23 protein-coding genes and 1 other RNA gene are annotated in these 25,428 nt (G+C 64.4%); 20 read left to right on the top strand and 4 right to left on the bottom strand.

Features of this window, described 5'->3' with window-relative positions:
• The first annotated feature begins 7 nt into the window (after positions 1 to 7).
• The 11 genes from A3Q7_RS0106570 (at position 8) to A3Q7_RS0106520 (ending at position 11,590) form a co-directional block, all read left to right on the top strand.
• Complete coding sequence (locus A3Q7_RS0106570; protein ID WP_018411063.1) at positions 8 to 535, top strand: chemotaxis protein CheW; 528 nt, start codon at positions 8 to 10, stop codon at positions 533 to 535.
• A 71-nt stretch (positions 536 to 606) separates the two neighbouring features.
• Positions 607 to 2,754 carry a HAMP domain-containing methyl-accepting chemotaxis protein gene (locus A3Q7_RS0106565; protein WP_018411062.1) on the top strand — a complete coding sequence of 716 codons (2,148 nt, stop codon included), beginning with the start codon at positions 607 to 609 and terminating at the stop codon, positions 2,752 to 2,754.
• A gap of 15 nt (positions 2,755 to 2,769) precedes the next feature.
• Positions 2,770 to 3,294 carry a chemotaxis protein CheW gene (locus tag A3Q7_RS0106560; RefSeq protein ID WP_040570679.1) on the top strand — a complete coding sequence of 175 codons (525 nt, stop codon included), beginning with the start codon at positions 2,770 to 2,772 and terminating at the stop codon, positions 3,292 to 3,294.
• Positions 3,295 to 3,307: 13 nt separating this feature from the next.
• Positions 3,308 to 4,174 carry a CheR family methyltransferase gene (locus A3Q7_RS0106555; protein ID WP_018411060.1) on the top strand — a complete coding sequence of 289 codons (867 nt, stop codon included), beginning with the start codon at positions 3,308 to 3,310 and terminating at the stop codon, positions 4,172 to 4,174.
• Positions 4,175 to 4,178: 4 nt separating this feature from the next.
• Positions 4,179 to 4,709: a chemotaxis protein CheD gene (locus A3Q7_RS0106550; protein ID WP_018411059.1), complete on the top strand. Its 531-nt coding sequence runs from the start codon at positions 4,179 to 4,181 to the stop codon at positions 4,707 to 4,709.
• Positions 4,703 to 5,815 (top strand): protein-glutamate methylesterase/protein-glutamine glutaminase, encoded by a 1,113-nt coding sequence (locus A3Q7_RS0106545; RefSeq protein ID WP_051079112.1) that lies wholly within the window; start codon positions 4,703 to 4,705, stop codon positions 5,813 to 5,815. Before A3Q7_RS0106550 ends, A3Q7_RS0106545 begins: the two co-directional genes overlap by 7 nt.
• Complete coding sequence (locus tag A3Q7_RS0106540; RefSeq protein ID WP_018411057.1) at positions 5,805 to 7,070, top strand: EAL domain-containing response regulator; 1,266 nt, start codon at positions 5,805 to 5,807, stop codon at positions 7,068 to 7,070. The genes A3Q7_RS0106545 and A3Q7_RS0106540 overlap by 11 nt, the downstream gene beginning before the upstream one ends.
• A 113-nt stretch (positions 7,071 to 7,183) precedes the next feature.
• Positions 7,184 to 8,188 (top strand): TRAP transporter substrate-binding protein, encoded by a 1,005-nt coding sequence (locus tag A3Q7_RS0106535; RefSeq protein ID WP_018411056.1) that lies wholly within the window; start codon positions 7,184 to 7,186, stop codon positions 8,186 to 8,188.
• 92 nt (positions 8,189 to 8,280) lie between these two features.
• Positions 8,281 to 8,943, top strand: coding sequence for a TRAP transporter small permease (locus tag A3Q7_RS0106530; RefSeq protein WP_018411055.1), 663 nt, complete (start codon positions 8,281 to 8,283; stop codon positions 8,941 to 8,943).
• A complete protein-coding gene (locus tag A3Q7_RS0106525; RefSeq protein ID WP_018411054.1) occupies positions 8,940 to 10,226 on the top strand; it encodes a TRAP transporter large permease in 1,287 nt (428 codons plus the stop codon). The genes A3Q7_RS0106530 and A3Q7_RS0106525 overlap by 4 nt, the downstream gene beginning before the upstream one ends.
• Before the next feature lie 197 nt (positions 10,227 to 10,423).
• The gene (locus A3Q7_RS0106520; RefSeq protein WP_018411053.1) at positions 10,424 to 11,590 is read left to right on the top strand and encodes a methyl-accepting chemotaxis protein; all 1,167 of its coding nucleotides are present in this window, start codon (positions 10,424 to 10,426) and stop codon (positions 11,588 to 11,590) included.
• 92 nt (positions 11,591 to 11,682) lie between these two features.
• Here A3Q7_RS0106520 and A3Q7_RS19530 read toward each other — a convergent pair whose 3' ends face one another.
• The 3 genes from A3Q7_RS19530 to A3Q7_RS0106505 form a co-directional block, all read right to left on the bottom strand.
• Positions 11,683 to 12,186, bottom strand: coding sequence for a c-type cytochrome (locus A3Q7_RS19530; protein WP_018411052.1), 504 nt, complete (start codon positions 12,184 to 12,186; stop codon positions 11,683 to 11,685).
• A gap of 23 nt (positions 12,187 to 12,209) precedes the next feature.
• Positions 12,210 to 12,809, bottom strand: coding sequence for a pentapeptide repeat-containing protein (locus A3Q7_RS0106510; protein ID WP_018411051.1), 600 nt, complete (start codon positions 12,807 to 12,809; stop codon positions 12,210 to 12,212).
• 134 nt (positions 12,810 to 12,943) lie between these two features.
• Positions 12,944 to 14,806, bottom strand: a complete 1,863-nt coding sequence (locus A3Q7_RS0106505; protein ID WP_018411050.1) for a methanol/ethanol family PQQ-dependent dehydrogenase — start codon at positions 14,804 to 14,806, stop codon at positions 12,944 to 12,946.
• A 371-nt stretch (positions 14,807 to 15,177) separates the two neighbouring features.
• Between A3Q7_RS0106505 and A3Q7_RS0106500 the strand changes: the two genes are divergently transcribed.
• The 3 genes from A3Q7_RS0106500 (at position 15,178) to A3Q7_RS0106490 (ending at position 18,876) form a co-directional block, all read left to right on the top strand.
• Positions 15,178 to 15,933 carry a quinoprotein dehydrogenase-associated SoxYZ-like carrier gene (locus A3Q7_RS0106500; RefSeq protein ID WP_232417847.1) on the top strand — a complete coding sequence of 252 codons (756 nt, stop codon included), beginning with the start codon at positions 15,178 to 15,180 and terminating at the stop codon, positions 15,931 to 15,933.
• Positions 15,930 to 16,895 (top strand): quinoprotein relay system zinc metallohydrolase 1, encoded by a 966-nt coding sequence (locus A3Q7_RS0106495; RefSeq protein WP_018411048.1) that lies wholly within the window; start codon positions 15,930 to 15,932, stop codon positions 16,893 to 16,895. Before A3Q7_RS0106500 ends, A3Q7_RS0106495 begins: the two co-directional genes overlap by 4 nt.
• Before the next feature lie 226 nt (positions 16,896 to 17,121).
• Positions 17,122 to 18,876, top strand: a complete 1,755-nt coding sequence (locus A3Q7_RS0106490; protein WP_018411047.1) for a PQQ-dependent methanol/ethanol family dehydrogenase — start codon at positions 17,122 to 17,124, stop codon at positions 18,874 to 18,876.
• Between the two features lie 254 nt (positions 18,877 to 19,130).
• On the opposite strand, the gene A3Q7_RS0106485 is transcribed toward A3Q7_RS0106490, so the two are convergent.
• Positions 19,131 to 21,080 (bottom strand): sigma-54-dependent Fis family transcriptional regulator, encoded by a 1,950-nt coding sequence (locus A3Q7_RS0106485; protein ID WP_018411046.1) that lies wholly within the window; start codon positions 21,078 to 21,080, stop codon positions 19,131 to 19,133.
• A gap of 273 nt (positions 21,081 to 21,353) precedes the next feature.
• Here A3Q7_RS0106485 and pedF point away from each other — a divergent pair, with 273 nt between their 5' ends.
• From pedF to A3Q7_RS0106455, 6 genes are all read left to right on the top strand, one after another.
• The gene (gene pedF / locus A3Q7_RS0106475; protein ID WP_018411044.1) at positions 21,354 to 21,794 is read left to right on the top strand and encodes a cytochrome c-550 PedF; all 441 of its coding nucleotides are present in this window, start codon (positions 21,354 to 21,356) and stop codon (positions 21,792 to 21,794) included.
• Positions 21,784 to 22,614 carry a substrate-binding periplasmic protein gene (locus tag A3Q7_RS0106470; protein ID WP_018411043.1) on the top strand — a complete coding sequence of 277 codons (831 nt, stop codon included), beginning with the start codon at positions 21,784 to 21,786 and terminating at the stop codon, positions 22,612 to 22,614. Before pedF ends, A3Q7_RS0106470 begins: the two co-directional genes overlap by 11 nt.
• 191 nt (positions 22,615 to 22,805) lie before the next feature.
• Positions 22,806 to 23,057, top strand: coding sequence for a hypothetical protein (locus A3Q7_RS0106465; protein ID WP_018411042.1), 252 nt, complete (start codon positions 22,806 to 22,808; stop codon positions 23,055 to 23,057).
• Between the two features lie 51 nt (positions 23,058 to 23,108).
• Positions 23,109 to 23,207: signal recognition particle sRNA small type (gene ffs, locus A3Q7_RS20480), an RNA gene on the top strand.
• A gap of 59 nt (positions 23,208 to 23,266) precedes the next feature.
• Positions 23,267 to 25,075, top strand: a complete 1,809-nt coding sequence (dnaX, locus tag A3Q7_RS0106460) for a DNA polymerase III subunit gamma/tau (protein ID WP_018411041.1) — start codon at positions 23,267 to 23,269, stop codon at positions 25,073 to 25,075.
• A gap of 13 nt (positions 25,076 to 25,088) precedes the next feature.
• Positions 25,089 to 25,409, top strand: coding sequence for a YbaB/EbfC family nucleoid-associated protein (locus tag A3Q7_RS0106455; protein WP_198289194.1), 321 nt, complete (start codon positions 25,089 to 25,091; stop codon positions 25,407 to 25,409).
• Positions 25,410 to 25,428: the final 19 nt, after the last annotated feature.

The raw sequence follows: 25,428 nt of genomic DNA, 5'->3' as shown, positions 1-25,428 counted from the left end.
CGGCAACATGAATGCAAGAAATGCGCTGGCGCTGGCGGTGCCGGACGAGGATCCGGATGCCGACCAGCAGGAGCAGTACCTGACCTTCCGGCTGGGCGACGAAAGCTATGCGCTGGGCCTGCTGTCGGTGAAGGAAATCATCGAATACGGCGGCGTGACGCAGGTGCCGATGATGCCGGGCTTCGTGCGCGGGGTGATCAATCTGCGCGGTCGCGTGGTGCCGGTGATCGATCTTGCTGCGCGCCTGCGCAGCGAAAGCGCGGCGGTGACGCGGCGAACCTGCATCGTGATCGTGGAAGTTGAGAACGAGGGCGAAGCGCAGGACATGGGCATCATCGTGGATGCGGTGAGCCAGGTGGTGGACATACCGCCGGAGGCGGTGGAACCGGGGCCGTCGTTCGGTGCGAAGGTGAGGGCGGATTTCATCGCCGGCATGGGCAAGCTGGACGAGGGCTTCGTGATCATGCTGGATATCGATCGCGTGCTGTCCGGCGAGGACATGGCTGCAGTGAATGACATGAAGGCGGTGGCTTGATCGTCCGTGACACGGTCGATCGGTGACTGCGCGCAAACAGGAAGAATGGGTTCCGAAAAAAGGGGAATGAAATGACAGTCGCTCAGCGCTTGTATCTTCTGGTAGGTGCGGCCGTGCTCGGCTTGCTGGCCGTGGTCGGAGCGTCGCAGTATCAGATGCGCAAGGTGTTCGATTCGGCCAACTATGCGAACGTGAACACCGTTCCGAGTATCGTCCTGCTCGACGAAGCGATTCGCAATGTGATGAATCTGCGACTGTCCGTCATGCGACACGCGGTGAATACCGAAGCCGACAAGATGACGGAAATCGAGTCGCTGATCCGAAAGTACCGCGACGATGCCGAAGCGGCATTCAAGAAGTATGAAGGCGTGCTCTCGGACGACAAGGACAGGCAGCTCCTGGCGAACGATGTCGCCCAGCTTCGCGAATACGAGGCACTCATCGATCCCATCCTCGTCGTGTCCCGCGCGAACAAGAAGGAGGAAGTGCTCGTTCTGCTGGCCAAGGGCGCAGCAGTCGGTCAGCGCGCCAGCGATGCCATCGACGAGCACATGAAGTTCAACGTCGAACTGAGCGCAAAGGGGGCACAGGAGGCGACGGCCAGCCTGGACTCGGCGACCTGGCAGTCGCTGATCGTGGCGGTGCTCACCATGATTGCGGTGGCCACCATCGGCGTCATCATCATCCGCGCACTGTCGCGTCAGCTTGGCTGCGAACCGTCGGATGCCGCCGATATCGCGAACAGGATCGCGTCCGGCGACTTCTCGTCGGACATCAAGCTCCGCGCGGGAGACACGCAAAGCCTGGCGGTGAGCATGCGTGCCATGTCGACCGCCATCCAGCAGTTGCTGGCCGACATGCGCGACATGGCTGCGGCCCATGACCGGGGCGACATCGACGTCATGATGGAAGGCAGCAAGTTCAAGGGCGATTATCGGGCCATGGCCGACGGCGTGAATGCCATGGTGCAGGGTCATATCACGATGATGAAGGACGCCATGGCCTGCATACAGCAGTTCGGCGAGGGCAATATGGATGCACCGATGGCCAGGCTGCCGGGCAAGAAGGCCTTCATCAATGAAATGATCGAACAGGTGCGCACCAATATGAAGGCGCTGGTGAGCGACACCAATATGCTGGTCGAGGCGGCGCTGGCTGGCGAACTGGACAAGCGTGCGAATTCGGGCAAGCACAAGGGTGACTTCCGCCGCATCGTTCAGGGCATCAATGACACGCTGGATGCGGTGATCACGCCGCTGAACGAGGCGATGGGCGTGCTTGCCGCGATGGAGCGCAACGATCTGAGCACTTCGGTCACCGGCGATTACCGCGGCAAGCTGAAGGAACTGAAGGAGTCGGTGAACAACACCTGCGCCACGCTGTCGCGCACCATAGGCGAGGTGATGGGCGTGGCCGACGGCCTCGCCAGTGCTTCGGAAGAGGTGTCGGCGACGGCGCAATCGCTGAGCCAGGGGGCGAGCGAACAGTCGGCGGGCGTGGAACAGACCTCGGCATCGGTGGAACAGATGTCTGCGTCGGTGAACCAGAACAGCGACAACGCGCGGGTGACCGACGGCATCGCGACGCAGGCTTCGCGCGAAGCGGCCGAAGGCGGCGAAGCGGTGAAGCAGACGGTGGAGGCGATGCGCAAGATTGCCGAGCGCATTTCCATCATCGACGACATCGCCTACCAGACCAATCTGCTGGCACTGAATGCGGCGATCGAGGCGGCGCGTGCAGGCAGCCATGGCCGCGGCTTCGCGGTGGTGGCGACCGAGGTGCGCAAGCTGGCCGAGCGTTCGCAGGTGGCGGCGCAGGAAATCGGCGGCGTGGCGAACGAATCGCTGAAGGTGGCGGCGCGCGCCGGCGAAGTGCTGGAACAACTCGTGCCGTCGATCCAGAAGACCTCGGATCTGGTGCAGGAGATCGCGGCGGTGTCGGGCGAACAGGCCAGCGGCGTGACACAGATCAACAGCGCGATGAGCCAGTTGAGCCAGACGGTGCAGCAGACCGCGTCGGCGTCGGAAGAGCTGGCGGCAACGGCCGAGGAAATGAGCGGTCAGGCGCAGCAACTGCAGGAAGCCATGGCGGTGTTCCGCGTGAGCGGGGCGTCCGCGCCGTCATCGGCATCGCGCCGCAGCGCCACGGGCAAGACCGCGGCGCCACGGGTGACGCAACCGGCAGAGGGTATTTCCGAAGCCGATTTCGCACGTTTCTGATCGGGGAGAGGTGCGATGAGTCGTAGTGCATTGGCGCTGGCGGTGGCGGACGAAGATCCGGATGCCGATCAGCAGGAACAGTATCTGACCTTCCGTCTGGGCGATGAAAGCTATGCGCTGGGCCTGCTGTCGGTGAAGGAAATCATCGAATACGGTGGCGTGACGCAGGTGCCGATGATGCCGGGTTTCGTGCGCGGGGTGATCAATCTGCGCGGTCGCGTGGTGCCGGTGATCGATCTTGCTGCGCGGCTGCGCAGCGAAAGCGCGGCGGTGACGCGGCGCACCTGCATCGTGATCGTCGAGGTAGACAACGAAGGCGAGGCGCAGGACATGGGCATCATCGTGGATGCGGTGAGCCAGGTGGTGGACATACCGCCGGAGTCGGTGGAACCGGGTCCGTCGTTCGGCGCGAAGGTAAGGGCGGATTTCATCGCCGGCATGGGCAAGCTGGACGAGGGCTTCGTGATCATGCTGGATATCGATCGCGTGCTGTCCGGCGAGGACATGGCTGCGGTGAATGACATGAAAGCGGTGGCTTGAGCGGGGCTGGACCATGAGTGGCAGTGAGGTGATGAATGTCATGCCGGCGCAGCGCGCGCCGCAGTCCGAGTTCGGGCCCAAACCCATCAGCGAAACTGAATTCCGGCGCTTCCAGCGCTGGTTGCATGAGGTCGCGGGCATTTCGCTCGCCGATCACAAGAAAACCTTGTTGATGGGGCGACTGTCCAAGCGGCTTGCACCGTGCGGCGTGCGTGGTTGGGGCGATTACTTCGACCTGCTCATGAGCGGCACCCGTCCGGGCGAACTGCAGGTGGCGATCGATCTGCTGACCACCAACGAAACCTATTTTTTCCGCGAACCGGCGCATTTCACCTTTCTGGCCGAGCAGGTGCTGCCGCGGTACCCCGGTACCGAGCCACTCCGCGTGTGGAGTGCCGCCAGCTCGTCCGGCGAAGAATGCTATACGCTGGCCATGGTGCTGGCCGACACGCTGGGCATGGGGCGGCGCTGGGAGGTGTTCGGATCCGACCTGAGCACGCGCGTTCTTGAAACGGCTCGCCGCGGGCAGTATCCGATGCCACGCGCGGAAAAGATTCCGCTCGATGTACTCAAGCGGCACTGCCTGAAGGGGACCGGACCGCAGAGCGGCACCTTCCTGATCGACAGGCCGCTGCGCGAGCGCGTATCGTTTGCCCAGATCAATCTGAACGAGCCGCTGCCCGACATCGGCCAGTTCGACATCGTGTTCGTGCGCAACGTGATGATCTATTTCGACCTGCAGACCAAACAGCAGGTGATGAACCGCATCCTGGCCAAGCTCAAGCCACGCGGGTTCGTGTTCGTGAGCCATTCCGAGAACCTGCATGGCGTGACGGACCGTGTCGACATTGTCAAACCATCGATCTACCGGCTCAGGTAGCGCCATGTGCATGCGTCCTCCTGCGCTCACCGACATCTACCTGAAACCCGGAGACCTGTTCTTCGGTGACGGCATGATGCGGTTGCGCACGGTGCTCGGCTCCTGCGTCGCCATTACGATGTGGCATCCCAAGCGCCTGATCGGCGGCATGTGCCATTTCATGCTGCCGGGCGCCTCGCGCAACGCCGACAAGGACGGTCTGAGTGCGCGCTATGCGGACGATGCGTTGAAGGCCATGATCCGCGGTGCGCGAAGTTTCGGCACCGACGAGCACGATTACCAGTTCAAGCTGTTCGGCGGCGGCAACATGTTTCCGCATGTGCCCGGCAGTCGGCAGAAGCCGGTCGGCGAGGCGAACGTGAAGCATGCGCGCAAGCTGCTCGCGTCCCTGGGCGTGCAGCCCCTGGCCGAACATACCGGTGGCTTCGGGCAGCGGGTGCTGGTGATGGAGGTATGGAGCGGCGTGGTATGGGTGCGCCACGACGACACCCGTGCCGAAAAGAAGACCGATGCGCGAGGAGAATTGCCATGTTGACACCCGCAGTGGCCCGCTCGCCTGCGCCCGCCGGCAAGCACATCCGGGTGTTGGTGGTCGATGACTCCGCGGTGGTGCGTCAGGTGCTGTCCGAACTGCTGTCCGCCGATCCGTCGATCAGGGTGATCGCCACCGCATCGGACCCGCTGGTCGCCATCGAAAGGCTGAAGGTCGAATGGCCGGACGTCATCGTGACCGACGTCGAAATGCCGCGCATGGACGGGGTGACTTTCGTGCGGCGCATCATGTCGGAACGGCCGACGCCCATCGTGGTGTGTTCATCGCTCACCGAAAAGGGGGCGGAAACCACGATGGATGTGCTGGCAGCCGGCGCGCTCAGCGTGGTGACCAAGCCCAAGCTGGGCGTCAAGCAGTTCCTGCAGGAATCCGCCCACGCACTGACCGATGCGGTCAAGGCGGCGGCACGCGCCCGTGTGGGGCGGCCGCGGCCGGCCGTGGCGCCGGGGCCGAAATCCGGCCCCAAGCTCACGGCGGACGTGATGCTGCCGCCGGTGACCGGCGACGCGATGCGCATGACCACAGAGAAGTTGATCGCGCTCGGTACCTCGACCGGTGGCACGCAGGCGCTGGAAGCGGTGCTCACCCAGTTGCCGCGCGTGTCGCCCGGCATCGTGGTGGTACAGCACATGCCCGAGCAATTCACGGCGGCGTTCGCGGCGCGGCTCAACGGCATCTGCCAGATCGAGGTGCGTGAGGCGGTCAACGGCGACCGGGTGCGGCCCGGCCTCGCTCTGATCGCGCCCGGCGGCCGCCACATGATGCTCAAGCGCAATGGCGCGCTGTATGTGGTGGAGGTGAGCGACGGCCCCTTGGTGAACCGGCACAAGCCTTCGGTGGATGTGCTGTTCCGGTCGGTTGCGCGCTATGCGGGCAAGAATGCGCTCGGCGTCATCATGACCGGAATGGGCGACGACGGCGCGCGCGGCCTGAAGGAAATGCGCGACGCCGGCGCCCAGACCTATGCCCAGGACGAAGCCAGTTGCGTCGTGTTCGGCATGCCCAAGGAGGCGATCAAGCTGGGGGCGGTCGAGCACGTGGTCGGGCTGGACCAGATTCCCGGAGTGATCACGCGCTATGGCAAGTGAAGAGCCGCCATTCGAGCGCGTGAACGCATCCGGTGTGCTGGTGGTCGAGGACAGCCTGCCGCAACGGATGACGCTCGTGGCCATGCTGCGCGATCTGGGCGTACACGCGATCGAGGAGGCCGCGCATGGCCAGGAGGCGCTGCATGTCATGCAGGCCATGGACCGGGAGCCGGCGATCATGCTGGTCGACCTGGAAATGCCGGTGATGGATGGCGTGGAACTGCTGCACCGCGTGGCCGCGGCGGGCTACCGGCCCGAGGTCATCATTTCCAGTTCGCGGGAAGCCATGTTGCTCGAGTCGGTCGAGGCCATGGTGTCGGAACTCGGGCTGACGGTGCTGGCCACGCTGCACAAGCCGGTCACCGAAGCCGCTTTGCGTACCGCGTTGCTCCGGTATGGGGCTGCGGTGTCCGAGCCCGCGCTTCGCGCGCCGCGGGCTCGCGGTCATTTGCCCGAAGCGTCACCGCAGGCGCTTGCCCAGGCTCTGGACGAAGCGCGCATCGTGCCCTGGTTCCAGCCCAAGGTCGATCTGCAGACTGCGATGCCGCGCGGAGCGGAAGTGCTGGCGCGCTGGATCGAGTGCGACGGGAGCGTGATCGAGCCGGCCCGTTTCATCGACGTGGCGGAGCGCTGCGGGCTGATGCCGCGGCTGACGGTGGCCATGCTCGCGTCGTCGCTTGTGGCGCTGCGCAAGTGGGACAGTCGCGGCTTGAGATTGTCGGTCGCGATCAATCTGTCGCCGGTCACGTTTTCCGACCGCAAGCTGGCCGACGATCTGATCGCGCAGGTGGCGGACGCCGGCATAGACGCGTCGCGCATCACCTTCGAGGTGACCGAAACCGCGATGACCAAGGGTCCGGAGGCACTGAAAACCCTGCTCCGGTTGAAGCTGAATGGCTTTGCACTGGCCATCGATGATTTCGGCACCGGCTTCTCGTCGATGCAGCAACTGTCCAAGGTGCCGTTCTCGGAACTGAAGATAGACCGCTCCATCGTGCACGAGGCCTGGCGTCGCCCGGCGCGCCGCACCATACTTGAATCGGCGATAGACATGGGTCATCGTCTGGGCATGGTGACGGTGGGCGAGGGCGTGGAAACGCTGGAGGACTGGCAGTTGCTGTCGCAGCTCGGCTGCGATCTCGCACAGGGCTATTTCATGTCGCCTCCGGTGTCCTTCGACGAATTCGTACCGGTCACCACCCGCCTGCATCGCACGCTGCGCGATCGCCTGCCTACGCAGACCGACGCGGTCTGAGCCGGAGCCCGCCTCGGGTTGCGGATATCCACAATGGCCGGGCCGCACCTCTCTGTCCAGAATCCGCCCACCGCACCGCCTGCAAGGCGTGTGTCCACCGAGGAGGAGACATCATGAAACTGCATTCCCTGCTGTTCGGCCTGCTGACGCTGGCACTCACCCCCGCTGCGTTCGCGCAGCAACCCATCGTGATCAAGTTCAGCCACGTGGTGGCGACCGAAACGCCCAAGGGCAAGGCGGCAGAATTCTTCAAGAAGCGCGCCGAGGAACTGACCGGCGGCAAGGTGAAGGTGGAGGTCTATCCGAACAGCCAGTTGTACAAGGACAAGGAAGAGATGGAGGCGCTGCAGCTCGGTGCCGTGCAGATGCTGGCACCGTCGCTGGCCAAGTTCGGTCCGCTGGGCGTGAAGGAATTCGAGGTGTTCGACCTGCCGTTCATCTTCGACAGTTATGCCGAACTGCACAAGGTGACCCAGGGCCCGATCGGCGCCGGCATCCTGAAGAAGCTGGAACCCAAGGGCATCGTCGGTCTGGCGTTCTGGGACAACGGTTTCAAGTCCTTCTCCGCCAACACGCCGATCAAGGTGCCGGCCGACCTGAAGGGCAAGAAGATGCGCATCCAGTCGTCCAAGGTGCTCGAGGAACAGATGCGTTCGCTGGGCGCTCTGCCCCAGGTGATGGCCTTCTCCGAGGTCTACCAGGCGCTGCAGACCGGCGTGGTCGATGGCACCGAGAATCCGCACTCCAATATGTATACCCAGAAGATGCACGAGGTACAGAAGCATATGGCCGTGACCGATCATGGCTACCTCGGCTACGCGGTCATCGTGAACAAGAAGTTCTGGGATGGCCTGCCGGCTGACGTGCGCGGCCAGCTCACCACCGCAATGAAGGAATCGACCGACTACGCGAACAAGATCGCGAAGGAAGAGAACGACGGCGCGCTGGAAGGCATACGCAAGAGCGGCAAGACCCAGGTCTATGTGCCGACGGCGGAAGAGCGGCTGGCGTTCAAGAAGGCACTGGTTCCGGTGCACAAGAAGATGGAAAGCCGCATGGGCGCGGACCTGATCGAGGCCATCTACAAGGAAACGGCGTTCGACCCGGCCAGGCTCTGACCTGATTGCAGGCGTGCGGCCACCGGGTCGCACGCTCCCGCCTTTCGCGCATCCGCGCACAATCCCGAGCATCCACATCCGGGAGACCCATCTTGCTCCGCTTACTCGACCACATCGAGGAGTGGCTCATCACGCTGCTGATAGGCGTGGCCACCCTCATCATTTTCGTGGCGGTCGTGCACCGCTACGCGGCAGGACTGTCCATTCCGGGCCTGCAGGACTGGCTGCTTTCCGTCAATCTGGGTTGGGCGCAGGAACTGTGCATCATCCTGTTCGTATGGATGGCCAAGTTCGGCGCCGCCTACGGCGTGCGCACCGGCATCCATGTCGGCGTCGATGTGTTGATCAACCAGTTCAAGCCGGCGCTGCGCAACAGGTTCGTGGTGTTCGGTCTGGCGGCCGGTGCGCTGTTTACCGGCATCATCTGTGCGCTGGGTGCCCACTTCGTGTGGGAGAACGGTGCCGCCTACGCCGTGCTCAGTACCCTGGGGCGCGATACCGGCGATCTGTTCGAAGGTCCGACCACGCCCGATCTCGAGTGGCCGACCTGGATCGTCTACATGGCGATTCCGCTCGGTTCAGGCCTGATGTGCTTCCGCTTCCTGCAGGTCATGGTCACCTTCCTGCGCACGGGTGAACTGCCGCATCACGATCATTCCCATGTTGAAGGCATGGACGAGGTCAAGCCGGTGCTGGTGGGTGAAGCGATCGAGGACGCCGAACAGCGCGAACATGGCAGGGGAGGCCGGCCATGAGCGCAGCCATCATCTTCGCATTGCTCGTCGTACTCATGCTCACCGGCATGCCGGTGTCGATTTCGCTCGGGCTGACGGTGCTCACCTTCCTGTTCACCATGACCGACGTGCCGGTCGAATCGGTGGCGCTGAAGCTGTTCACCGGCATCGAGAAGTTCGAAATCATGGCGATTCCGTTCTTCATTCTTGCCGGCAATTTCCTGACGCATGGCGGCGTGGCCAGGCGCATGATCAATTTCGCCACGTCGCTGGTCGGCCATTTTCATGGTGGCCTGGGCATGGGGGGCGTCGTCGCCTGCGGTCTGTTCGCCGCAGTCTCCGGTTCCAGTCCGGCGACGGTGGCAGCGATCGGCGCCATCCTGCTGCCGGCCATGGTGAAGCAGGGTTTCCCGATGAAGTTCGGTGCCGGCATCGTCGCCAGTTCCGGTGCGCTGGGCATATTGATTCCGCCCTCCATCGTGATGGTCATGTATGCGGTGTCGACCAATTCGTCCATCGGCGCGCTGTTCATGGCCGGCATCATCCCCGGTGCGCTGCTGCTGTTCATGCTGGGCTTCACCACGTGGTGGCGGGCCAGATCGAACAACTATCCGCGCCTGCCCAAGGCACCGATGGCGGATCGCATCAAGGCTTTCCGCGAATCGTTCTGGGGCCTCATGCTCATCGTGGTGGTGATGGGCGGCATCTACACCGGCATCTTCACGCCGACCGAGGCGGCCGCGATGAGCGCGGTGTATGCCTTCATCGTCGCGGTGTTCGTGTATCGCGACCTGCCTCTGAAGCGCATCCCGAAGGTGCTGCTGGATTCGGCGAACATGAGTGCGATGCTGCTCTACATCATCACCAACGCCATCCTGTTCTCCTTCCTGCTCACCTCGGAGCAGATCCCGCAGGCGGTGGCGGCGTGGCTGGTCGAAAGCGGCATGGGGGCGCTCGGTTTCCTGCTGGTGGTCAACCTGCTGCTGCTGCTCGCAGGCAACATCATGGAGCCATCATCCATCATCCTGATCACCGCGCCCATCCTGTTCCCGGTGGCGATGGCGCTGGGTATCGATCCGGTGCATTTCGGCATCATCATCACGGTGAACATGGAAATCGGCATGATCACGCCGCCGGTCGGTCTGAACCTGTATGTTGGCAGCGGTATTGCGCGGCTCGGCATGACAGACATGACCAAGGCGGTGACGCCCTGGCTGGTCACCATGCTCATCTTCCTGGCCATCGTGACCTACTGGCCGACACTGTCGCTCTGGCTGCCCCGGACGCTTGGCATGGTCAGTTGAAGCCGTTCGCTGCAGCCACGAAAAAGCCACGCCCGGGGTGTGGCTTTTTCATTTTCCGGGTGCTCAAGTCCTTGCCTTCCCTGTCGTTAATCAGCCACGAGGAGATCATTGACGCCGGGCGACATCCGCGGCCGACCGACGCCATCAAATGACCGCCATTTCAGTTAGGCAGACATAGAGAGACCAAGGACCGGACCATGAAGAACATGCTGAGCATACGCAAGGCCTTCCTTTTTCATTCGATACTCGCGTCGGTGGTGTGCACCGCCGTGTTCACGACGCAGGAGCTGTTCTTCCCCGGTGTGGCCGGGGTGATCGTTGCGGCGGTGATCTGCACCGCTCTCATCATGGGCGTGGGTATCTGGTTCGGCACCGGCTTTGGTCAGCGCGCGGAACTGCTGGTCAATGCGATGCACGCACTGGCCGAAGGCAAGTTGAATCACAAGCTGAGCCTGTCCGGCAAGGACGATTTCGCGTGGCTGGGCTATGAATACAATCAGGCTTGCAAGTCCTTCCGCAAGCTGATCGAGAAAATGACGGTGCTGTCCTCGACATTGACGTCCTCGGCCGAGGAACTGTCGCGACTGACCGTGCATGCCAACCAGACCGGCGGCCAGCAGGCGGACCGCATCCGCACCGTTGCCGAGGCGATGGAACAGATGACCGCCTCGGCGCGTCAGGTGGCCGACCTGTCAGCCGACATGGATCGCATCGTGCGCGAAGCCGGTGACAGCACCCGCAGCGGCAAGAGCGATCTGGAAGTGTCGATGGAAGGCGTGAGCCGCATCGCCCGGGAGATGGAAGAGTCGCTCCAGGTGATCGAACGCCTGGTGAAGGACTCGGAAGAGATCGCCAAGATCAACGACGTGGTGAAGGATATTTCCGACCAGACCAATCTGCTGGCGCTGAATGCGGCGATCGAGGCCGCGCGCGCAGGAGAGCAGGGCCGCGGCTTTGCGGTCGTGGCCGACGAGGTGCGCAAGCTGGCACAGCGCACCCAGGGTTCCACCGCCGATATCGAACAGATCGTTGCCAAGATCCGCCACGACGCGCAGGAAACCGTGGAGCGCGTGGGACAGGCCAGCCAGCGCGTCAGCGGTGCCGTGACCACGTCGCGCGGCGCCGTGGAAACGTTCGAGAACATCCTCGGCCGCATGGAGGAACTGGTGAACAAGTCCGGCGAGGTCGCCACCAGCATGCGCGAACAGGACACCACCGCCAATTCCATCCTGCGCAATGCCGGGGAGCTGTCGGCGCTGTCCGAGGACAATGCGCGCGGTGTTGCGCTGACCGCGACCCAGGGCGAATCGGTGGCGTCGTCGGCGCGCGAACTCGAAGGCAGCCTGCGTACCTTCCAGATCTGATCCAGGCGGCAGGCGGGGGCAAGGAACGCCGGCATTGTTGCCGGCGTTTCTCTTTTGTACCTGCGGCTCGTCCCGGCGAGGTGGATGAACCGTCAGGGACCCGGTGCCGGCCCCGAGGTGACATGATGATCGCCAAGCTTTTCGGCGATGCGTGCCTCGATGAAGGTCTTGATCGCCCACACGCCCTCCTGTGGCATCACGCCTTCCCAGGGAGGCATGTGCTGCACATCGAGCACGCGTTTGCCGTGACGCACGCTTTTCACGAAGTAGTGATCGACGTCGGACAGGCAGCGCTTCAGCAGTCCGGATTCGCTCACTTTCTGGCAGCCGCGGTGCAGGCGCAGCAGATTGGGGCCGGGCTGGTTCTTCGGATTGCCGTCCATGCCATGACAGATGGCGCAGGATTCGTTGAACAGCGCGCGGCCGGTGGCGATCACCGCCGGATTGTCGCGGTAGGGATTGCTTTCCAGCCATCGTTCGCCCAACGCGGGCAGGGCGCTCAGATCGGTCTTCGGTTTTTCCGCCTGCATCGACGGATCCGCCGCGCCGGCACTTGCGCCCAGAGCCAGCAGCACGGTGGCGCACAGTCGTTTCATTCGTTTCTCCCTGCTGTGCGCGGTCACCATCCGACCGGACAGCCCTTGCAGTCCTCGAACGTGGCGTCCAGGAACACGGTGTAGCGGATCAGGCAACCTTCCATGATGGCGTGCCGGAAGTCGGCGCTGCCGAACTTGGTTTCCTGAAGATTGGCGTCGATCAGGCGTGCATACTGGAAGCGGGCGAACATGGGGCGGGAGGCCTCCAGGTTGGCGGCGGTCAGATCGGCGTAGCTGAAATCGGCGCGGAACAGGCGGGCAAACTCCAGATTGGCGCCGACCAGGCGTGCGCCGCGGAACCGGGCGACCGGCATACTGGCCTTCTGCATCTGCGCAGCGGTGAGATCGGCGCGATCCAGGATGGCGCCGGCCAGATTGGCGACGCGCAGATCGGCGCGCACCATGTTCGCGCCGGTGAAGTCGGCGCCGGATAGATCCTGGGCCGACAGGTCGGCATGGCGCAGATCGGCACCCGGACAGCGCGTGTAGGGCCAGATCGGACAGCCGTTGATCACCCGCGTTTCGCTGTCCTCCTCGGCGCATGCCGCCGCAGGCAGCCCAAGCGCGAACAGCAGGAGCCAGGCGTGGCGTCCCGATCCGGGACGCGGAGAAGGGAAGGGCATCGGAAGCTCCTGGGAAAGGCACCCGGTTGCCTGACCGCGAAGGGCCGGCAACCGGGCGCAACACCGGCTGCCTGGGCCGGCGGAGGAGAGGCCTCCCCGCGCATCGCGGGGGGAGGCAGGCATGCCGGGCGTTGTCAGCGCTTCGGCAGCTTGAAGGCCCAGAACGAACCGCCCTGGCTCACCTGTTTGGTCAGTTCGGCCATGTCGCCGCCCCACAGCGGCACGGCGCCGCCATAACCGGACGAAATGCCGATGAACTGCTCGCCATCCTGTTCCCACGTGATGGGGACCGATACCACGCCCGAGCCGGTCTGGAACTTCCAAAGTTCCTTGCCGGACTTCGCGTCGAACGCCTTCACGTAGCCGTCCGACGTTCCGGTGAACACCAGGCCGCCCGCGGTGGTCAGCGTGCCCGCCCACAGCGGGAACTGCTCCTTGTGCTCCCACGCGATCTTGCCTGTCTTCGGATCGATGGCGCGCAGCACGCCGACATGATCCTCGAACAGCTTCTTGATGCGGAAGCCCTGGCCGAGATAGGCCGCACCCGGCTTGTAGGTCACGTTCTCGGTCCAGTAGTCCATGGCCCAGTGGTTGGCCGGGATGTAGAACAGTTCGGTGTCCGGGCTGTAGGACATGGGCATCCAGTTGGTGCCACCGAGGAAGGGCGGCGACACGAAGATGCTCTCTCCCTTGTCGGCACCGGCCTTGGGCTTCGGCGGATACTGGCTTTCGTCCACGTTGGGCATGCCGGTCTTCGCGTCGAATCCCTTGGCCCAGGTGATGCCGTCGACAAAGGGCCAGGCACCGATCAGCGCCGTCTGCTTCCAGGGGTAGCCGGCTCCCTGGGCCAGCTTTTCGCGGTCGGTCACGAAGAAGTAGCCGTTGCGGTCGGCGTGAGCCGAAGCCTTCACCATCCTGCCGGTCTTGGGATCCTTGTATTCGAACAGCAGCACCGAGTTGTTGCCGGAGAAATCCCAGGCGTCGTTCGGGGTGTGCGAGAAGAAGCCCTTCAGTTCGCCGGTGGAGGCGTCGACATAGGCCTGGCCCGACGTGAACAGGCTGGGCCACCTGGTCGGGCTGTCGCCTTCGGCGGTGCGCTTCCAGGTGTTCCACGGCGCCGGGTTGCCGGTACCGATCACCACCATGTTCTGTTCCACGTCGAACGATGCGGTCTGCCACGGGGCGCCTCCGCCGTGACTCCAGGCCTCGACCTTGCCGGTCGCCGAATTCGGGTCGTTCGGCCAGCTCGGTGCCTTGGCGTCACCGGTTGGCGTACTGTCCTTGCCATTCAGGCGGCCCATATGACCTTCCACCATCGGACGGGCCCAGATTTCCTCGCCGGTGTCGACGTCGCGCGCGAACAGATAGCCGACCACGCCGAATTCGTCGCCCGATGAACCGTGCACCAGCATCACGCGACCCGACTTCGCATCCTTCACGATGAAGGGGGCGCCCGACATGGTGTAGCCCACCTTGTGGTCGCCCCACTTCTTGGACCACACCACCTTGCCGGTGTCCTTGTTCAGCGCCACCATGCCGGCGTCCAGCGTGCCGAAGAACACCTTGTCGCCATAGATCGCGGCGCCGCGGTTCACCACGTCGCAGCATGGACGGATGTCGTCCGGCAGGCGATGTTCGTACGACCACAGTCGCTTGCCGGTCCGCGCATCGAGCGCCACCATGCGCGAGTACGAGCCGGTCACGTAGATGACGCCGTCGTGCACCAGCGCCTGACCTTCCTGGCCGCGCTGCTTTTCGCCGCCGAAGGAATAGGACCAGGCCGGCACCAGACCGGCCACTGTCTGCGCATTGACCTGCTTGAGCGTGCTGTGGCGCTGGGCCTTCATGCCCAGGCCGTAGGTCAGCACATCCTTGGTCGTCTTGTCGTCATTGACGATATCGTCCCAGCTCACCGTCTTCGCGGCATGGGCGGGGGCAATCACGACAGCGCTCAGCGCGGCGGCGAGCACCGGATTGCGGAGGGAAAGCGTTTTCATCCTGACTCCTCTTTCAGTGGTGATGAATGGCGTGTCGGGTTCGCCCCGCTTGGTGAAATGAGTCCGGGGTCGGCAACACGAGCTGCAGACTAGGCAGTCGGCGCGCAGGATGTGCGGACGGTTTTCCCGTGGAAACAAGGAGTAAATCCCGTATTCGGGTGGTGTTCAGGCACTGGACATTTTTCTGTTCCAGCCTTGGACATGCGGTCGCGCCGCAAGCGTCGTGCCGTTTCATGCCCGTTCCGTGGGCGTGGTCCTGCTCTTGCTTCGGTCTGGCGAACGCGCCGCGGCAGCGGTGCGTCTGCGACGCCCGCGATGATGGGTTTGCGGGCGGTCGGACCTCGAAAAAAGAAGAAATGGAGGAGTGCCCCATGAGCAAGTTCATGCTGGTCCTGTGTGCCGGCCTGGTCTGCGGCATGCCGCTCGCAGCGCCGGTGAAGGATCCGCTCGATTCATCGCGCTGGCCCGACCTGCAGCGTCAGTATGTCGATGACGCCGATGTCCGCTTCGACCCGCGCGTCGAGGTGCTCGCGCCGCGCGTGGCCGAGGATTCGATGAACGTGCCGGTCACCGTCAGACTGCGCGATCTGCCCGATGTGAAGCGCGTGCTGGTGATCGCCGATTTCAATCCCATCGTGAAGGTGCTCGAGTACGAACCCTTGATCGCGCAGCCCGGTCTGTCCTTCCGCCTCAAGCTGCAGCAGGCCAGTCCGGTGCGCGCGCTGGTGCAGACCGGCGATGGCCGGTGGTTTGCCGGAGGGCAGTGGGTCGACGCCGCCGGCGGCGGCTGCACTGCACCGAGTGCCGGTCGCAGCGCGCCGGACTGGACGCAGAAGCTCAATCAGGTACAGACGCGCATCTGGCGTGACGGGCGCAACCAGCGCCTGCGGCTGCGCATCCAGCATCCGATGGATACCGGACTGGCGCCGGGCATCCCGGCCTTCTATATCGAGCAGCTCGCGGTGGTCGATGAAAAGGGGCAGCCCCTGTTCAGACTGGATACCTTCGAACCGCTCAGCGAAAATCCGGTGTTCTCGTTCGATCTGCCCGATACCGGCGACGCGCCGTTGCGCCTGGTGGGGCGCGACAATAACGGCAATCGCATCGATGCGCGGGTGCAGCCATGAGCGCGCGTGTCCTGCTGATCGCCTGTGCGCTGCTGTGTGCGTGCGGCGTCCGCGCGCAGGCGGGGTTGGATTACGGGCTGACCCCGGAACGCATTGCCGAGGACACCTGGGTGGTGGTCGGGCGCAGCGAGGACATCACCCGTGGCAACGGCGGCAATATCTCGAACAGTGCCTTCATCGTGACGCGCGACGGCGTGGTGGTGATCGATACCGGGGCCACCCGCCGCTACGGCCAGCAGTTGCGCGCCGCCATCGCCCGCGTGACGCCGCGACCGGTGATCCGCGTCTACAACACGCACCATCATCCTGACCATTTCCTGGGCAATCAGGCGTTCGCGGATGCACCGCTGCTGGCGCTGCCCGCCACCCGCGCCGGTCAGCGCGACGACGGCAACGCGTTTTCCGACAATGTGTATCGCATGGCGGGCGACTGGGCGTCGGGGACCGAAGCGCTGGTCGCGTCGCAGGACGCGCGCGCCGGCAGCGAGGACGTGGGGGGCCATCGTCTCGAACTGCTGGCGCTGCACGGACATACCGCCGGCGATCTCGTGCTGGTCGACCGGACCACGGGGGTGCTGTTCGCCGGTGATCTGGTGTTCCTCGATCGCGCGCCCACCACGCCGCATGCACACATCGCCGACTGGCTGGCTGCGCTCGACCGCATCGCCGCCGTCCGTGCGCGCCGCATCGTGCCGGGACACGGCCCGGTGCACGACGGCCTGCGCGGCGTGGAACAGACCCGCGACTGGCTGCGCTGGCTGGATGCCACGCTGCGCGACGCGGCCGAGCGCGGGCTCGACATGGCCGAAGTGATGCGTCTGCCCATGCCTGAAGGTCTGGCGGGTCTGCCGCTGGCGCGCAGCGAATACGAACGCTCGGTCAGTCATCTTTATCCCGGATATGAGGAGGATGCGTTCCGCCATCGCGCGGCAGCCGATGGACAGTCTGTGCAACAGAAATGAACACCTGAACCGTTTCGCGTCGCCGTCGGCGATGCCGGTCCGCGCCGCGTGCTGCCCTCCGGCTCCGCATGCCGCCCCGGTGGGTCCTCTACAGGACTTCCCGACCGCCACCGCGGGGTGCCGTCGATGCTGACCGGGTGGCCCGCTTCTTGCCAAGAGGCCTTCGCTTGCAAAGGGAAATCAACCCGGCGCAAGAAGGAAAAAATCATTGACGAGGAGAGGATGTATGAAAGGCTTGCGCTATTCCACGCTGTCCCGCTTGCTGTTCGCGGCATTTGCCGCCGCATCGGCACCGCAACTGATGGCCGGTGTGACCGATCGCGACATCGAGAACGATGCGCGCACGACCGGAGATGTGCTGTCCTGGGGAATGGGGACAGAGGGGCAGCGCTACAGCCCGCTCGACAAGATCAATGCCGGCAACATCAAGAATCTGGTGCCGGCCTGGTCGTTCTCGTTCGGCGGCGAGAAGCAGCGCGGCCAGGAATCGCAGCCGCTGGTGGTCAATGGAAAGATGTTCGTGACCGGCTCGTATTCGCGCCTGTTCGCGCTGGATGCGCGGACCGGAAGCAAGCTGTGGCAGTACGAACATCGTCTTCCCGACGGCATCATGCCTTGCTGCGACGTGGTGAATCGCGGTGCTGCGGTGTATGACAATCTGGTCATCTTCAGCACGCTGGATGCGCAGCTCGTCGCACTGAACCAGGACACCGGAAAGGTGGTCTGGAAGGAGAAGATCGACGATTATCAGGCCGGCTATTCGAATACAGCGGCCCCCATCATCGCCAAGGGCCTGGTGCTGACCGGCGTGTCCGGTGGTGAGTTCGGCATCGTCGGCCGGGTCGAGGCACGCGACGCCCGGACCGGCAAGCTGGTGTGGGTGCGGCCGACCGTGGAAGGCCACATGGGCTACAAGTTCGATGCCGCCGGCAACAAGACGGAGAACGGCGTCAGCGGCACCACCAATGCGAGCTGGCAGGGCGATCTGTGGAAGACCGGCGGCGCGGCGACCTGGCTGGGCGGCACCTATGATCCGAAGACCGGTCTGGCCTATTTCGGCACTGGCAACCCGGCGCCGTGGAACAGCCATCTTCGCCCCGGCGACAACCTGTACTCGTGCTCGACGGTGGCGGTCGACGTGGCCACCGGCAAGATCGTGTGGCACTTCCAGGGCACGCCGAACGACGGCTGGGACTACGACGGTGTGAATGAGTTCGTCACCTTCGATGCTGACGGCAAGCGCCTGGGCGGCAAGGCGGACCGCAATGGCTTCTTCTACGTGCTGGACGCGCAGACCGGCAAGTTCGAGCGCGGCTTCCCCTTCGTGAAGAAGATCACCTGGGCCAAGGGGCTGGATGCGAACGGCCGGCCCATCTACGACCCGGCCAACCGTCCCGGCGATCCGACGCGGGGCACCGATGGCAAGAAGGGTGAGGTGGTGTTTTCCGCGCCGTCCTTCCTGGGCGGCAAGAACCAGATGCCCATGGCCTACAGCCCCGATACCGGCCTGTTCTACGTGCCGGCCAACGAATGGGGCATGGAAATCTGGAACGAGCCCATCACCTACAAGAAGGGTGCCGCCTATCTCGGTGCCGGGTTCACCATCAAGACCATCGATGACAAGTACATCGGTGCGCTGCGGGCGATCGATCCGAAGACCGGCAAGATCGTGTGGGAGGTCACCAACAACGCGCCGCTGTGGGGCGGTGTGCTGGCCACCCGGGGCGGGCTGGTGTTCTGGGGCACGCCCGAAGGCTATCTGAAGGCGGCCGATGCCAGGACCGGCAAGGAAGTGTGGTCCTTCCAGACCGGGACCGGCGTGGTTGCGCCTCCGATCACCTGGGAGCAGGACGGCGAACAGTACATCGCGGTCGCAGCAGGCTGGGGCGGTGCGGTGCCGCTGTGGGGGGGCGAGGTGGCGAAAAAGGTGAACTTCCTGAATCAGGGTGGTTCGATGTGGGTGTTCAAGCTGCACCAGTAAGCGGGCACGCCGCTTGCATTGACGACGTCGGGGCGCGGCGCGCTTTCCGTTGTCATCATGACGGAGCGCGTTCAAGCCGGGGTGCGATCCACCCTGGCGGTGTGCTTCTTCTGAGCGACTGCGAAACTCCGGGTGGGGCAGTCGAACCAGACATGGCTCTTGGACCGGCTTGTCCAGCCGGTCTTTTTTTGCCTGTCCGGAAAACGGTCGGTGTGCCCGTCCGATCGCCGGACGAGCGTGGTCGGCAGTGGGGCTCAGCCCTCTTTCAGCTTGCGATAGAGGGTGGTGCGGCTGATGCCGAGTTCGCGCGCGGTCGCCGCCACATTGCCGTCGTGACGCGACAGCGATTCGCGTATCGCGCGCAGCGTCAGGCTGTCCAGGTCGCACGGGGCATGCGGGCTGAGGGATGGGGTGGCCGGGCGGGCGGATGCTGCCGGATCGCAGGATGCGCTGCTCAGTTCGTCGATGAAGTCGTCGGGCAGATGGTGGCGACGGATGCAGCCTTCTTCTGCAGCCATGACACCCGCGGTCCGCAACAGGTTTGCAAGTTGCCTCATGTTTCCGGGCCACGGATGCCGTTCGAACAGACCGACCACTTCGTTGTCGATGTGCAGGCCGCGTGGCAGCGACGCTTCCTCGTCCAGGATGCGATGAACCAGGGCCCGCAGGTCGCCTCGATCGCGCAAGGGCGGCAACATGACGGTGAGGCCGTTCAGCCGGTAGTAGAGGTCGGCGCGAAAGCTGCCCTGTGCGACCAGATCGCGCAGCTTGCGGTGGGTCGCGCAGATGACCGACAGATCGACCGGCGTGGCGCGCGCGCTGCCCAGCGGCGTTACCGTGCGCTCCTGCAGCACGCGCAGAAGACGCGCCTGCAATGCAAGAGGCATGTCGCCGATCTCGTCGAGGAAGAGCGTGCCGCCATCGGCCTGCATGATGCGACCAGGGTAGCCCTTGCGTCGTGCGCCGGTGAACGCGCCCTCTTCATAGCCGAACAGTTCAGATTCGATCAGGCCGTCGGGAATGGCCGCGCAATTGACGGCGACGAAAGGCTTGTCGTGACGCGGGCCGTCGTCGTGGATGGCGCGCGCCAGCAGTTCCTTGCCGGTGCCGGTTTCCCCCTGGATCAGGATGGGGATGTTGCGCCCGATCACGCGTCTGACTTTGTCCACCACCGTGTGCATCTGGGTGTCGCCCGTATTGAGCCGGTCCAGGCTTGCGCTGTCCGGATTGCATGCGGGCTGCCGCGCGTCCATGCTGATGACGCGCGCAGGGGGGCGGCTCTGGCTGCCCGGCTGCGGCCGGCCGTACAGAGTGCGCCCGCCGAACAGGCGCAGTTCGAGCAGCTCCGCGCCGCGCAGCAGCGGGTCGTACAAGGCCGACAGCGGCTTGTCGAACATGGACGCGAAACTGTGCGTCAACAGCTCGGCGTGGCTGCGTCCGATCAGCCGGCAGGCGCTCCGGTTGGCCGACAGCACGCGCCCGTCATGATCGAATGCCAGCAAGGCCTCGAATACGGTGCCTATCAGCTCCTGCTGGACATGGAAATGAAGCAGGAAGCCCTCCGGATAGGCATGGGCGAAAAGCTGGTTCTCTATCGTCTGCACCGCCAGGTTGATCAGTGCGAGGCTGTGATGCGACGGATTGCGCGAATCGCCGGTCACGTCCAGTACCCCGAGCATGCGGCTGCTCGGATCGAAAATGGGCGAGGCCGAACAGGTGAGGAAGTGGTTGGCGGAAAAGAAGTGCTGCGACCCGTGCACCGACACCGGCACCTTCTCGACCAGGGCCGTTCCGATCGCGTTCGTGCCCTTGTTTTCCTCCGACCATTCGACGCCCGGGGACAGGGCCACCTTCGAGGCGCGATCGAGGAAGGTCTGGTCACCGACCGAGTGCAGGATGAAGCCCGATGCATTGGTCAGCACGATCATGCTGCCCGAGCGGGCGATCTGCGCATACAGCCCGTTCATGACCGGTGCCGCATGCTTGAGCAGACAGGCGTGGCGGTCACGCTCGGACATGAGCAGGTCGCGCCGGGCACGCTCAACCTCGCGCGCGCTCCTGTCGGCATCAAGGCCACGGCTGATGCAGCGGCTCCACGATGTCTCGATCAGCGAGGGCAGCACGCCTGCCGGTATCTCGCCGGCGTTGCGCATCAGGCGGTGGGCCTGCTCGCTGCCCGCGAATTCGGCCTTGTTCGTTTCCATGATTCTCCTCCGGGCTTGCCGGCCGCCTGCTGACGGCTCTCGTCCGATGGTCGATTGCCCATGCTTTATATCCGGAATCCCCCGGCACTGCCAGAGCGCCGCGCCGCCGCTCGTCGGCGCGTGAACTTGACATGGACAACGCGCATCGACAGCGCAAACACGATGTTCAGCAAGAACAGTGCCGAAATCCGCCGGGCACGATGGCATGGATTCTGCAGGGATGTGCGCCGCTGATCGACATGCAGCGTCCATACATCGAAAAAAGGAGGAGTCATGAAGTCCATATGTGCAGTGTTCAAGCGAAGTTCCATGGTGTGCGGGGTGGCCGCATTCGGCGCGCTCGCCGCCGCGGGCGTGGGCGCACACGGTGATGTCGTGCCGCAGGCTGTCGATGTGAGCACGCTCAAACCGCTCGGCAGCGAGTGGCGCCACGAGAACCCTTACCGCGGCGACAAGGAAGCCATACGCATAGGCAGTTCGGCGTACAACCAGAACTGCGCGCGCTGTCACGGGCTGGAGGTGGTGAGCGGCGGCATCGCGCCCGATCTGCGTCTGCTGCCCATCGATGCGGAAACCGATGACTACTTCATCAACACCGTACGCCGGGGCCGCGTACGCAACGGCGCGGTGTACATGCCACCGTTCGAGCAGGTGCTGCCGCAGGAAGCGATCTGGGCCATCCGTGCATACATCGAAACCCGTCATGAAGACTAGGCGGCGGCAGCTCCTGCTCGGCGCAGCCGCCTTCGCCATGACCGGTCGAGCGAGGGCGGACGGCGATGGGCAGTGGTCGAGGATACGGCAGAGCGGTGTCCTGAAGGTCGCCTTCTACAATGACTTCGCGCCGTTTTCGGACGACGGCAAGGGGGTGGACGTGGATGTCGCCACCGCGCTTGTCGCTCGCATGGGGCTCAGGATGGCGCCGATGTTCTTCGATGCCGACGAGAACATGGACGACGATCTGCGCAATATGGTCTGGAAAGGGCATTACATGGGCTATGGCCCGGCCGACCTGATGATGCACGTGCCGGTCGATCGTGATTACATGGCGCGTCAGGACAAGGTGGACTTCATCGCACCCTATCATCGCGAACGCTATGCCGTGGCCTATGACCGCGACAAGGTGGACAGGCTGGAATCGATGCAGCCATTCGAGCAACTGGACTTCGGCGTAGTCGTCGATACCTTGCCTGACAGCTTGATGTTGTCGGCCGATGGCGGCCGCTACCGCAGCCGTATCCGCCATTTCCCGACGCTTGATCTGGCGGTGAAGGCGCTGCAGGCGGGGGAGGTCGCCGGCGTGATGGCCCTGCAGGGCGAACTTGAAGCGGCGCTGGCAGGCGCCGCGCGCTTCGCGGTCGTCGTGCCTCCGCTCGCCTTGCTGAACACGCGGCAATGGCCGGTGGGCATAGCGATCCGCCGGGGCGAGTCCGAACTGGGGCGCAGCATCATGACGGCGATGAACGATTTGACGACGAATGGCGAGATCGGCGACATCATGGCGAAACACGGGGTGGTCTGGCGCAAGCCCTGAGCGTTTCCCGGCATGTGTCCATCTGTCCAGTTTCTGGACAGATGGACACATGCCCGATGCGGCACACGATGCGATCCTGCGCTGTCCGCGAACCGCTGCAGCGGTATCATCCGCGCCTTACTGTTCAATCCCGTGATGTCGTGAGTGCGTCCAGGCAATCTTCACGTTCCGGCTCTGACGCGGTCGTCCGCATGCTCGGTCTGACGCGCGACGAGTTCTTCACCGCTTTGCCCTGCGCGGTGGATCTGCCCATGGTGCATCGGGCAGGTGGTGCGAACGGACGCGGTTGGTCGCTCGCGGTCGATATCCAGCCGCCGCTCAGCATCGCCCCGCAGGGCTTGCCGCGGCTGCGGGTGCAGATCGAGTTCACCGGGCGCGATGCGGCGTACATCGAGGCATTCATGGCGCGCTTCGATCGCCATTTCCGCCTGGCAAGCGCGTGAGTCCGGCGTCACTCTGGTCGAGCGGGGGCTTCCCGGGTTAATATTCGTTGTGGCGGGTCTCCCCGCATCGTGGCGCGGTGAACCTGGTCAGGTCCGGAAGGAAGCAGCCACAGCTGCTCACCACGAGTGCCGGGGGTCAGGCTCGCCACCCCCCGAATTCACCGTCTTCAGATTCGTCTGCCCGACTTCCCTCACACGCCAGCGTCCAGATGACTTATCAGGTTCTCGCGCGCAAGTGGCGTCCCCGCAGCTTCGAAACGCTGGTCGGGCAGGACCATGTGGTGCGCGCGCTGACACATGCGCTCGAACAGCAGCGGTTGCATCACGCCTATCTGTTCACCGGTACGCGCGGCGTCGGCAAGACCACCATATCGCGCATCCTGGCCAAGAGCCTCAACTGCGAGACCGGCATCACCGCAAAGCCCTGCGGTCAGTGCGCCGCCTGCACCGAGATCGATGCCGGGCGTTTCGTCGATTACGTCGAAATGGATGCCGCCTCCAACCGCAGCGTGGACGACATGGCCGCGCTGCTCGAGAAGGCCGCCTACGCGCCGGCGCGCGGCCGTTACAAGGTGTACATGATCGACGAAGTGCATATGCTCACCGGGCATGCGTTCAACGCGATGCTCAAGACGCTGGAGGAACCGCCGGAGCATGTGAAGTTCATTCTGGCCACCACGGATCCGCAGAAAATCCCGGTGACGGTGCTGAGCCGCTGCCTGCAGTTCAACCTGAAGCAGATGCCGGTGGAGGCCATCGTCGGCCATCTGGCCTCGGTGCTGGATGCCGAAGGCGTCGAGTACGAGGCGGTGGCGTTGCGTCCGATCGCGAAGGGCGCGGCGGGTTCCATGCGCGATGCGCTGTCATTGCTCGACCAGGCGATCGCCCACGGCGCCGGCCGGCTGGTCGAGCGCGAGGTGCTGGACATGCTGGGCACGGTCGGCGACGAGCACCTCTACCTCATCCTCGATGCGCTGATTGCCGGCGACGGTGCTGCGCTGATGGCGCTGGTCGACCAGATGCGGGCGCGCAGCGTCGATTTCGACCAGGCGTTGCGCGAACTTGCAGTGCTGCTGCATCGCGTTGCGGTATTCCAGCGCGTGCCGGATGCGGTCAGTGACGAAGCCGAGCGTGCCCGCCTCGAGCCCTATGCGCATTCGATGGATGCCGAAGGATTGCAACTGGCCTACCAGATCGTCGTCCAGGGCTGCAACGATCTGCCGCTGGCGCCGGATGAACTCACCGGTTTTTCGATGACTTTGCTGCGTCTGCTCGCGTTCCGACCGGAAACGCCGCCAGCCCTGGGTGCTGCGCCCCGCGGACAGAGTGCGGCCCTGCAGGCTCCCGCGCGCATCGCGCGCATGTCGACGCCGGTTCCGCCCGCTACGTCTCCGCGCGAACGCGTGCCCGGGGTGACCGGGGTGGCGGGATCCGATGCAGCGCCGGCGGACGGATTGTCCGGTTCGACGGCCGCCCCCGAAGCGGCGGCATCCTCGCTGGCCGAGGACAATCCGCCGCCGCCGCCCTGGGCAGAGGACGAGGATGTCGTCGGTAGCGAAACACCGGTGGCGACCGCCACCGAACCGACCGCCACCGAACCGACCGCTTTCCCGTCGCTGACCGCCGATGCTGTGATGCCGCGTACCAACGAGGACTGGCATGCGCTGGTCGATGGACTGGACGTCGGCGCATTCAGCAAGCAGCTCGCCCACCAGAGCGAATGGCTGGGCAGCGAGGGCGAAGTGATCCGTCTGCGCCTGTCGCGCGACATGTCGCACCTGATCGCCTCGGGCCAGGACAGGCTGCGAGCGGCATTGCAGACGCGGCTGGGCGGCGCGGTGCGGCTGCAGTTCGAACAGGGCGATCCCGTTGGACAGACCGTCGCGCAGAGACTGAGCGCCGAACAGAGTGCCCGCGAGGCGCAGGCGCGTGCGGCGATGAAGAACGACCCCTTCGTGCAGCAGGTGATCGAACAGTTCGGCGCCCGGCTGATCGAAGATTCAATCAAACCCGTTTGAGGATGCGATCATGATGAAAGGCGGTCTCGGTGGCCTGATGAAACAGGCCCAGCAGATGCAGGAAAACATGCGCAAGATGCAGGAGCAGCTCGCCAGCGTGGAGGTCGAGGGCCAGTCGGGTGCCGGCATGGTCAAGGTCGTGATGACCTGCAAGCACGACGTGAGGCGCGTGTCGATCGACCCGTCGGTGATGGACGACCGGGAAATGCTGGAAGACCTGCTGGCGGCGGCGGTCAATGATGCCGTGCGCCGGGTCGAAACGACCACGCAGGAAAAGATGGCCGGCTTCACTTCGGGCCTGAACCTGCCGCCCGGTTTCAAGCTGCCTTTCTGACCTACTGCATGTACGCATC

Origin of the sequence: Methyloversatilis thermotolerans (genome assembly GCF_000372885.1) — a bacterium.
Lineage (GTDB): Bacteria > Pseudomonadota > Gammaproteobacteria > Burkholderiales > Rhodocyclaceae > Methyloversatilis > Methyloversatilis thermotolerans.
This window is presented reverse-complemented; position numbering and strand designations above follow the sequence as displayed.

Coding starts and splice junctions, on each gene's coding strand:
- A3Q7_RS0106565 (WP_018411062.1), top strand. CDS start 607: ATGACAGTCGCTCAGCGCTTGTATCTTCTGGTAGGTGCGGCCGTGCTC.
- A3Q7_RS0106455 (WP_198289194.1), top strand. CDS start 25,089: ATGAAAGGCGGTCTCGGTGGCCTGATGAAACAGGCCCAGCAGATGCAG.
- A3Q7_RS0106495 (WP_018411048.1), top strand. CDS start 15,930: ATGAGCGCGCGTGTCCTGCTGATCGCCTGTGCGCTGCTGTGTGCGTGC.
- dnaX (WP_018411041.1), top strand. CDS start 23,267: ATGACTTATCAGGTTCTCGCGCGCAAGTGGCGTCCCCGCAGCTTCGAA.
- A3Q7_RS0106485 (WP_018411046.1), bottom strand. CDS start 21,080: ATGGAAACGAACAAGGCCGAATTCGCGGGCAGCGAGCAGGCCCACCGC.
- A3Q7_RS0106510 (WP_018411051.1), bottom strand. CDS start 12,809: ATGCCCTTCCCTTCTCCGCGTCCCGGATCGGGACGCCACGCCTGGCTC.
- A3Q7_RS0106560 (WP_040570679.1), top strand. CDS start 2,770: ATGAGTCGTAGTGCATTGGCGCTGGCGGTGGCGGACGAAGATCCGGAT.
- A3Q7_RS0106520 (WP_018411053.1), top strand. CDS start 10,424: ATGAAGAACATGCTGAGCATACGCAAGGCCTTCCTTTTTCATTCGATA.
- A3Q7_RS0106500 (WP_232417847.1), top strand. CDS start 15,178: ATGAGCAAGTTCATGCTGGTCCTGTGTGCCGGCCTGGTCTGCGGCATG.
- A3Q7_RS0106540 (WP_018411057.1), top strand. CDS start 5,805: ATGGCAAGTGAAGAGCCGCCATTCGAGCGCGTGAACGCATCCGGTGTG.
- A3Q7_RS0106535 (WP_018411056.1), top strand. CDS start 7,184: ATGAAACTGCATTCCCTGCTGTTCGGCCTGCTGACGCTGGCACTCACC.
- A3Q7_RS0106490 (WP_018411047.1), top strand. CDS start 17,122: ATGAAAGGCTTGCGCTATTCCACGCTGTCCCGCTTGCTGTTCGCGGCA.
- A3Q7_RS0106525 (WP_018411054.1), top strand. CDS start 8,940: ATGAGCGCAGCCATCATCTTCGCATTGCTCGTCGTACTCATGCTCACC.
- A3Q7_RS0106470 (WP_018411043.1), top strand. CDS start 21,784: ATGAAGACTAGGCGGCGGCAGCTCCTGCTCGGCGCAGCCGCCTTCGCC.
- pedF (WP_018411044.1), top strand. CDS start 21,354: ATGAAGTCCATATGTGCAGTGTTCAAGCGAAGTTCCATGGTGTGCGGG.
- A3Q7_RS0106505 (WP_018411050.1), bottom strand. CDS start 14,806: ATGAAAACGCTTTCCCTCCGCAATCCGGTGCTCGCCGCCGCGCTGAGC.
- A3Q7_RS0106555 (WP_018411060.1), top strand. CDS start 3,308: ATGAGTGGCAGTGAGGTGATGAATGTCATGCCGGCGCAGCGCGCGCCG.
- A3Q7_RS0106570 (WP_018411063.1), top strand. CDS start 8: ATGAATGCAAGAAATGCGCTGGCGCTGGCGGTGCCGGACGAGGATCCG.
- A3Q7_RS19530 (WP_018411052.1), bottom strand. CDS start 12,186: ATGAAACGACTGTGCGCCACCGTGCTGCTGGCTCTGGGCGCAAGTGCC.
- A3Q7_RS0106465 (WP_018411042.1), top strand. CDS start 22,806: ATGCTCGGTCTGACGCGCGACGAGTTCTTCACCGCTTTGCCCTGCGCG.
- A3Q7_RS0106550 (WP_018411059.1), top strand. CDS start 4,179: ATGTGCATGCGTCCTCCTGCGCTCACCGACATCTACCTGAAACCCGGA.
- A3Q7_RS0106545 (WP_051079112.1), top strand. CDS start 4,703: ATGTTGACACCCGCAGTGGCCCGCTCGCCTGCGCCCGCCGGCAAGCAC.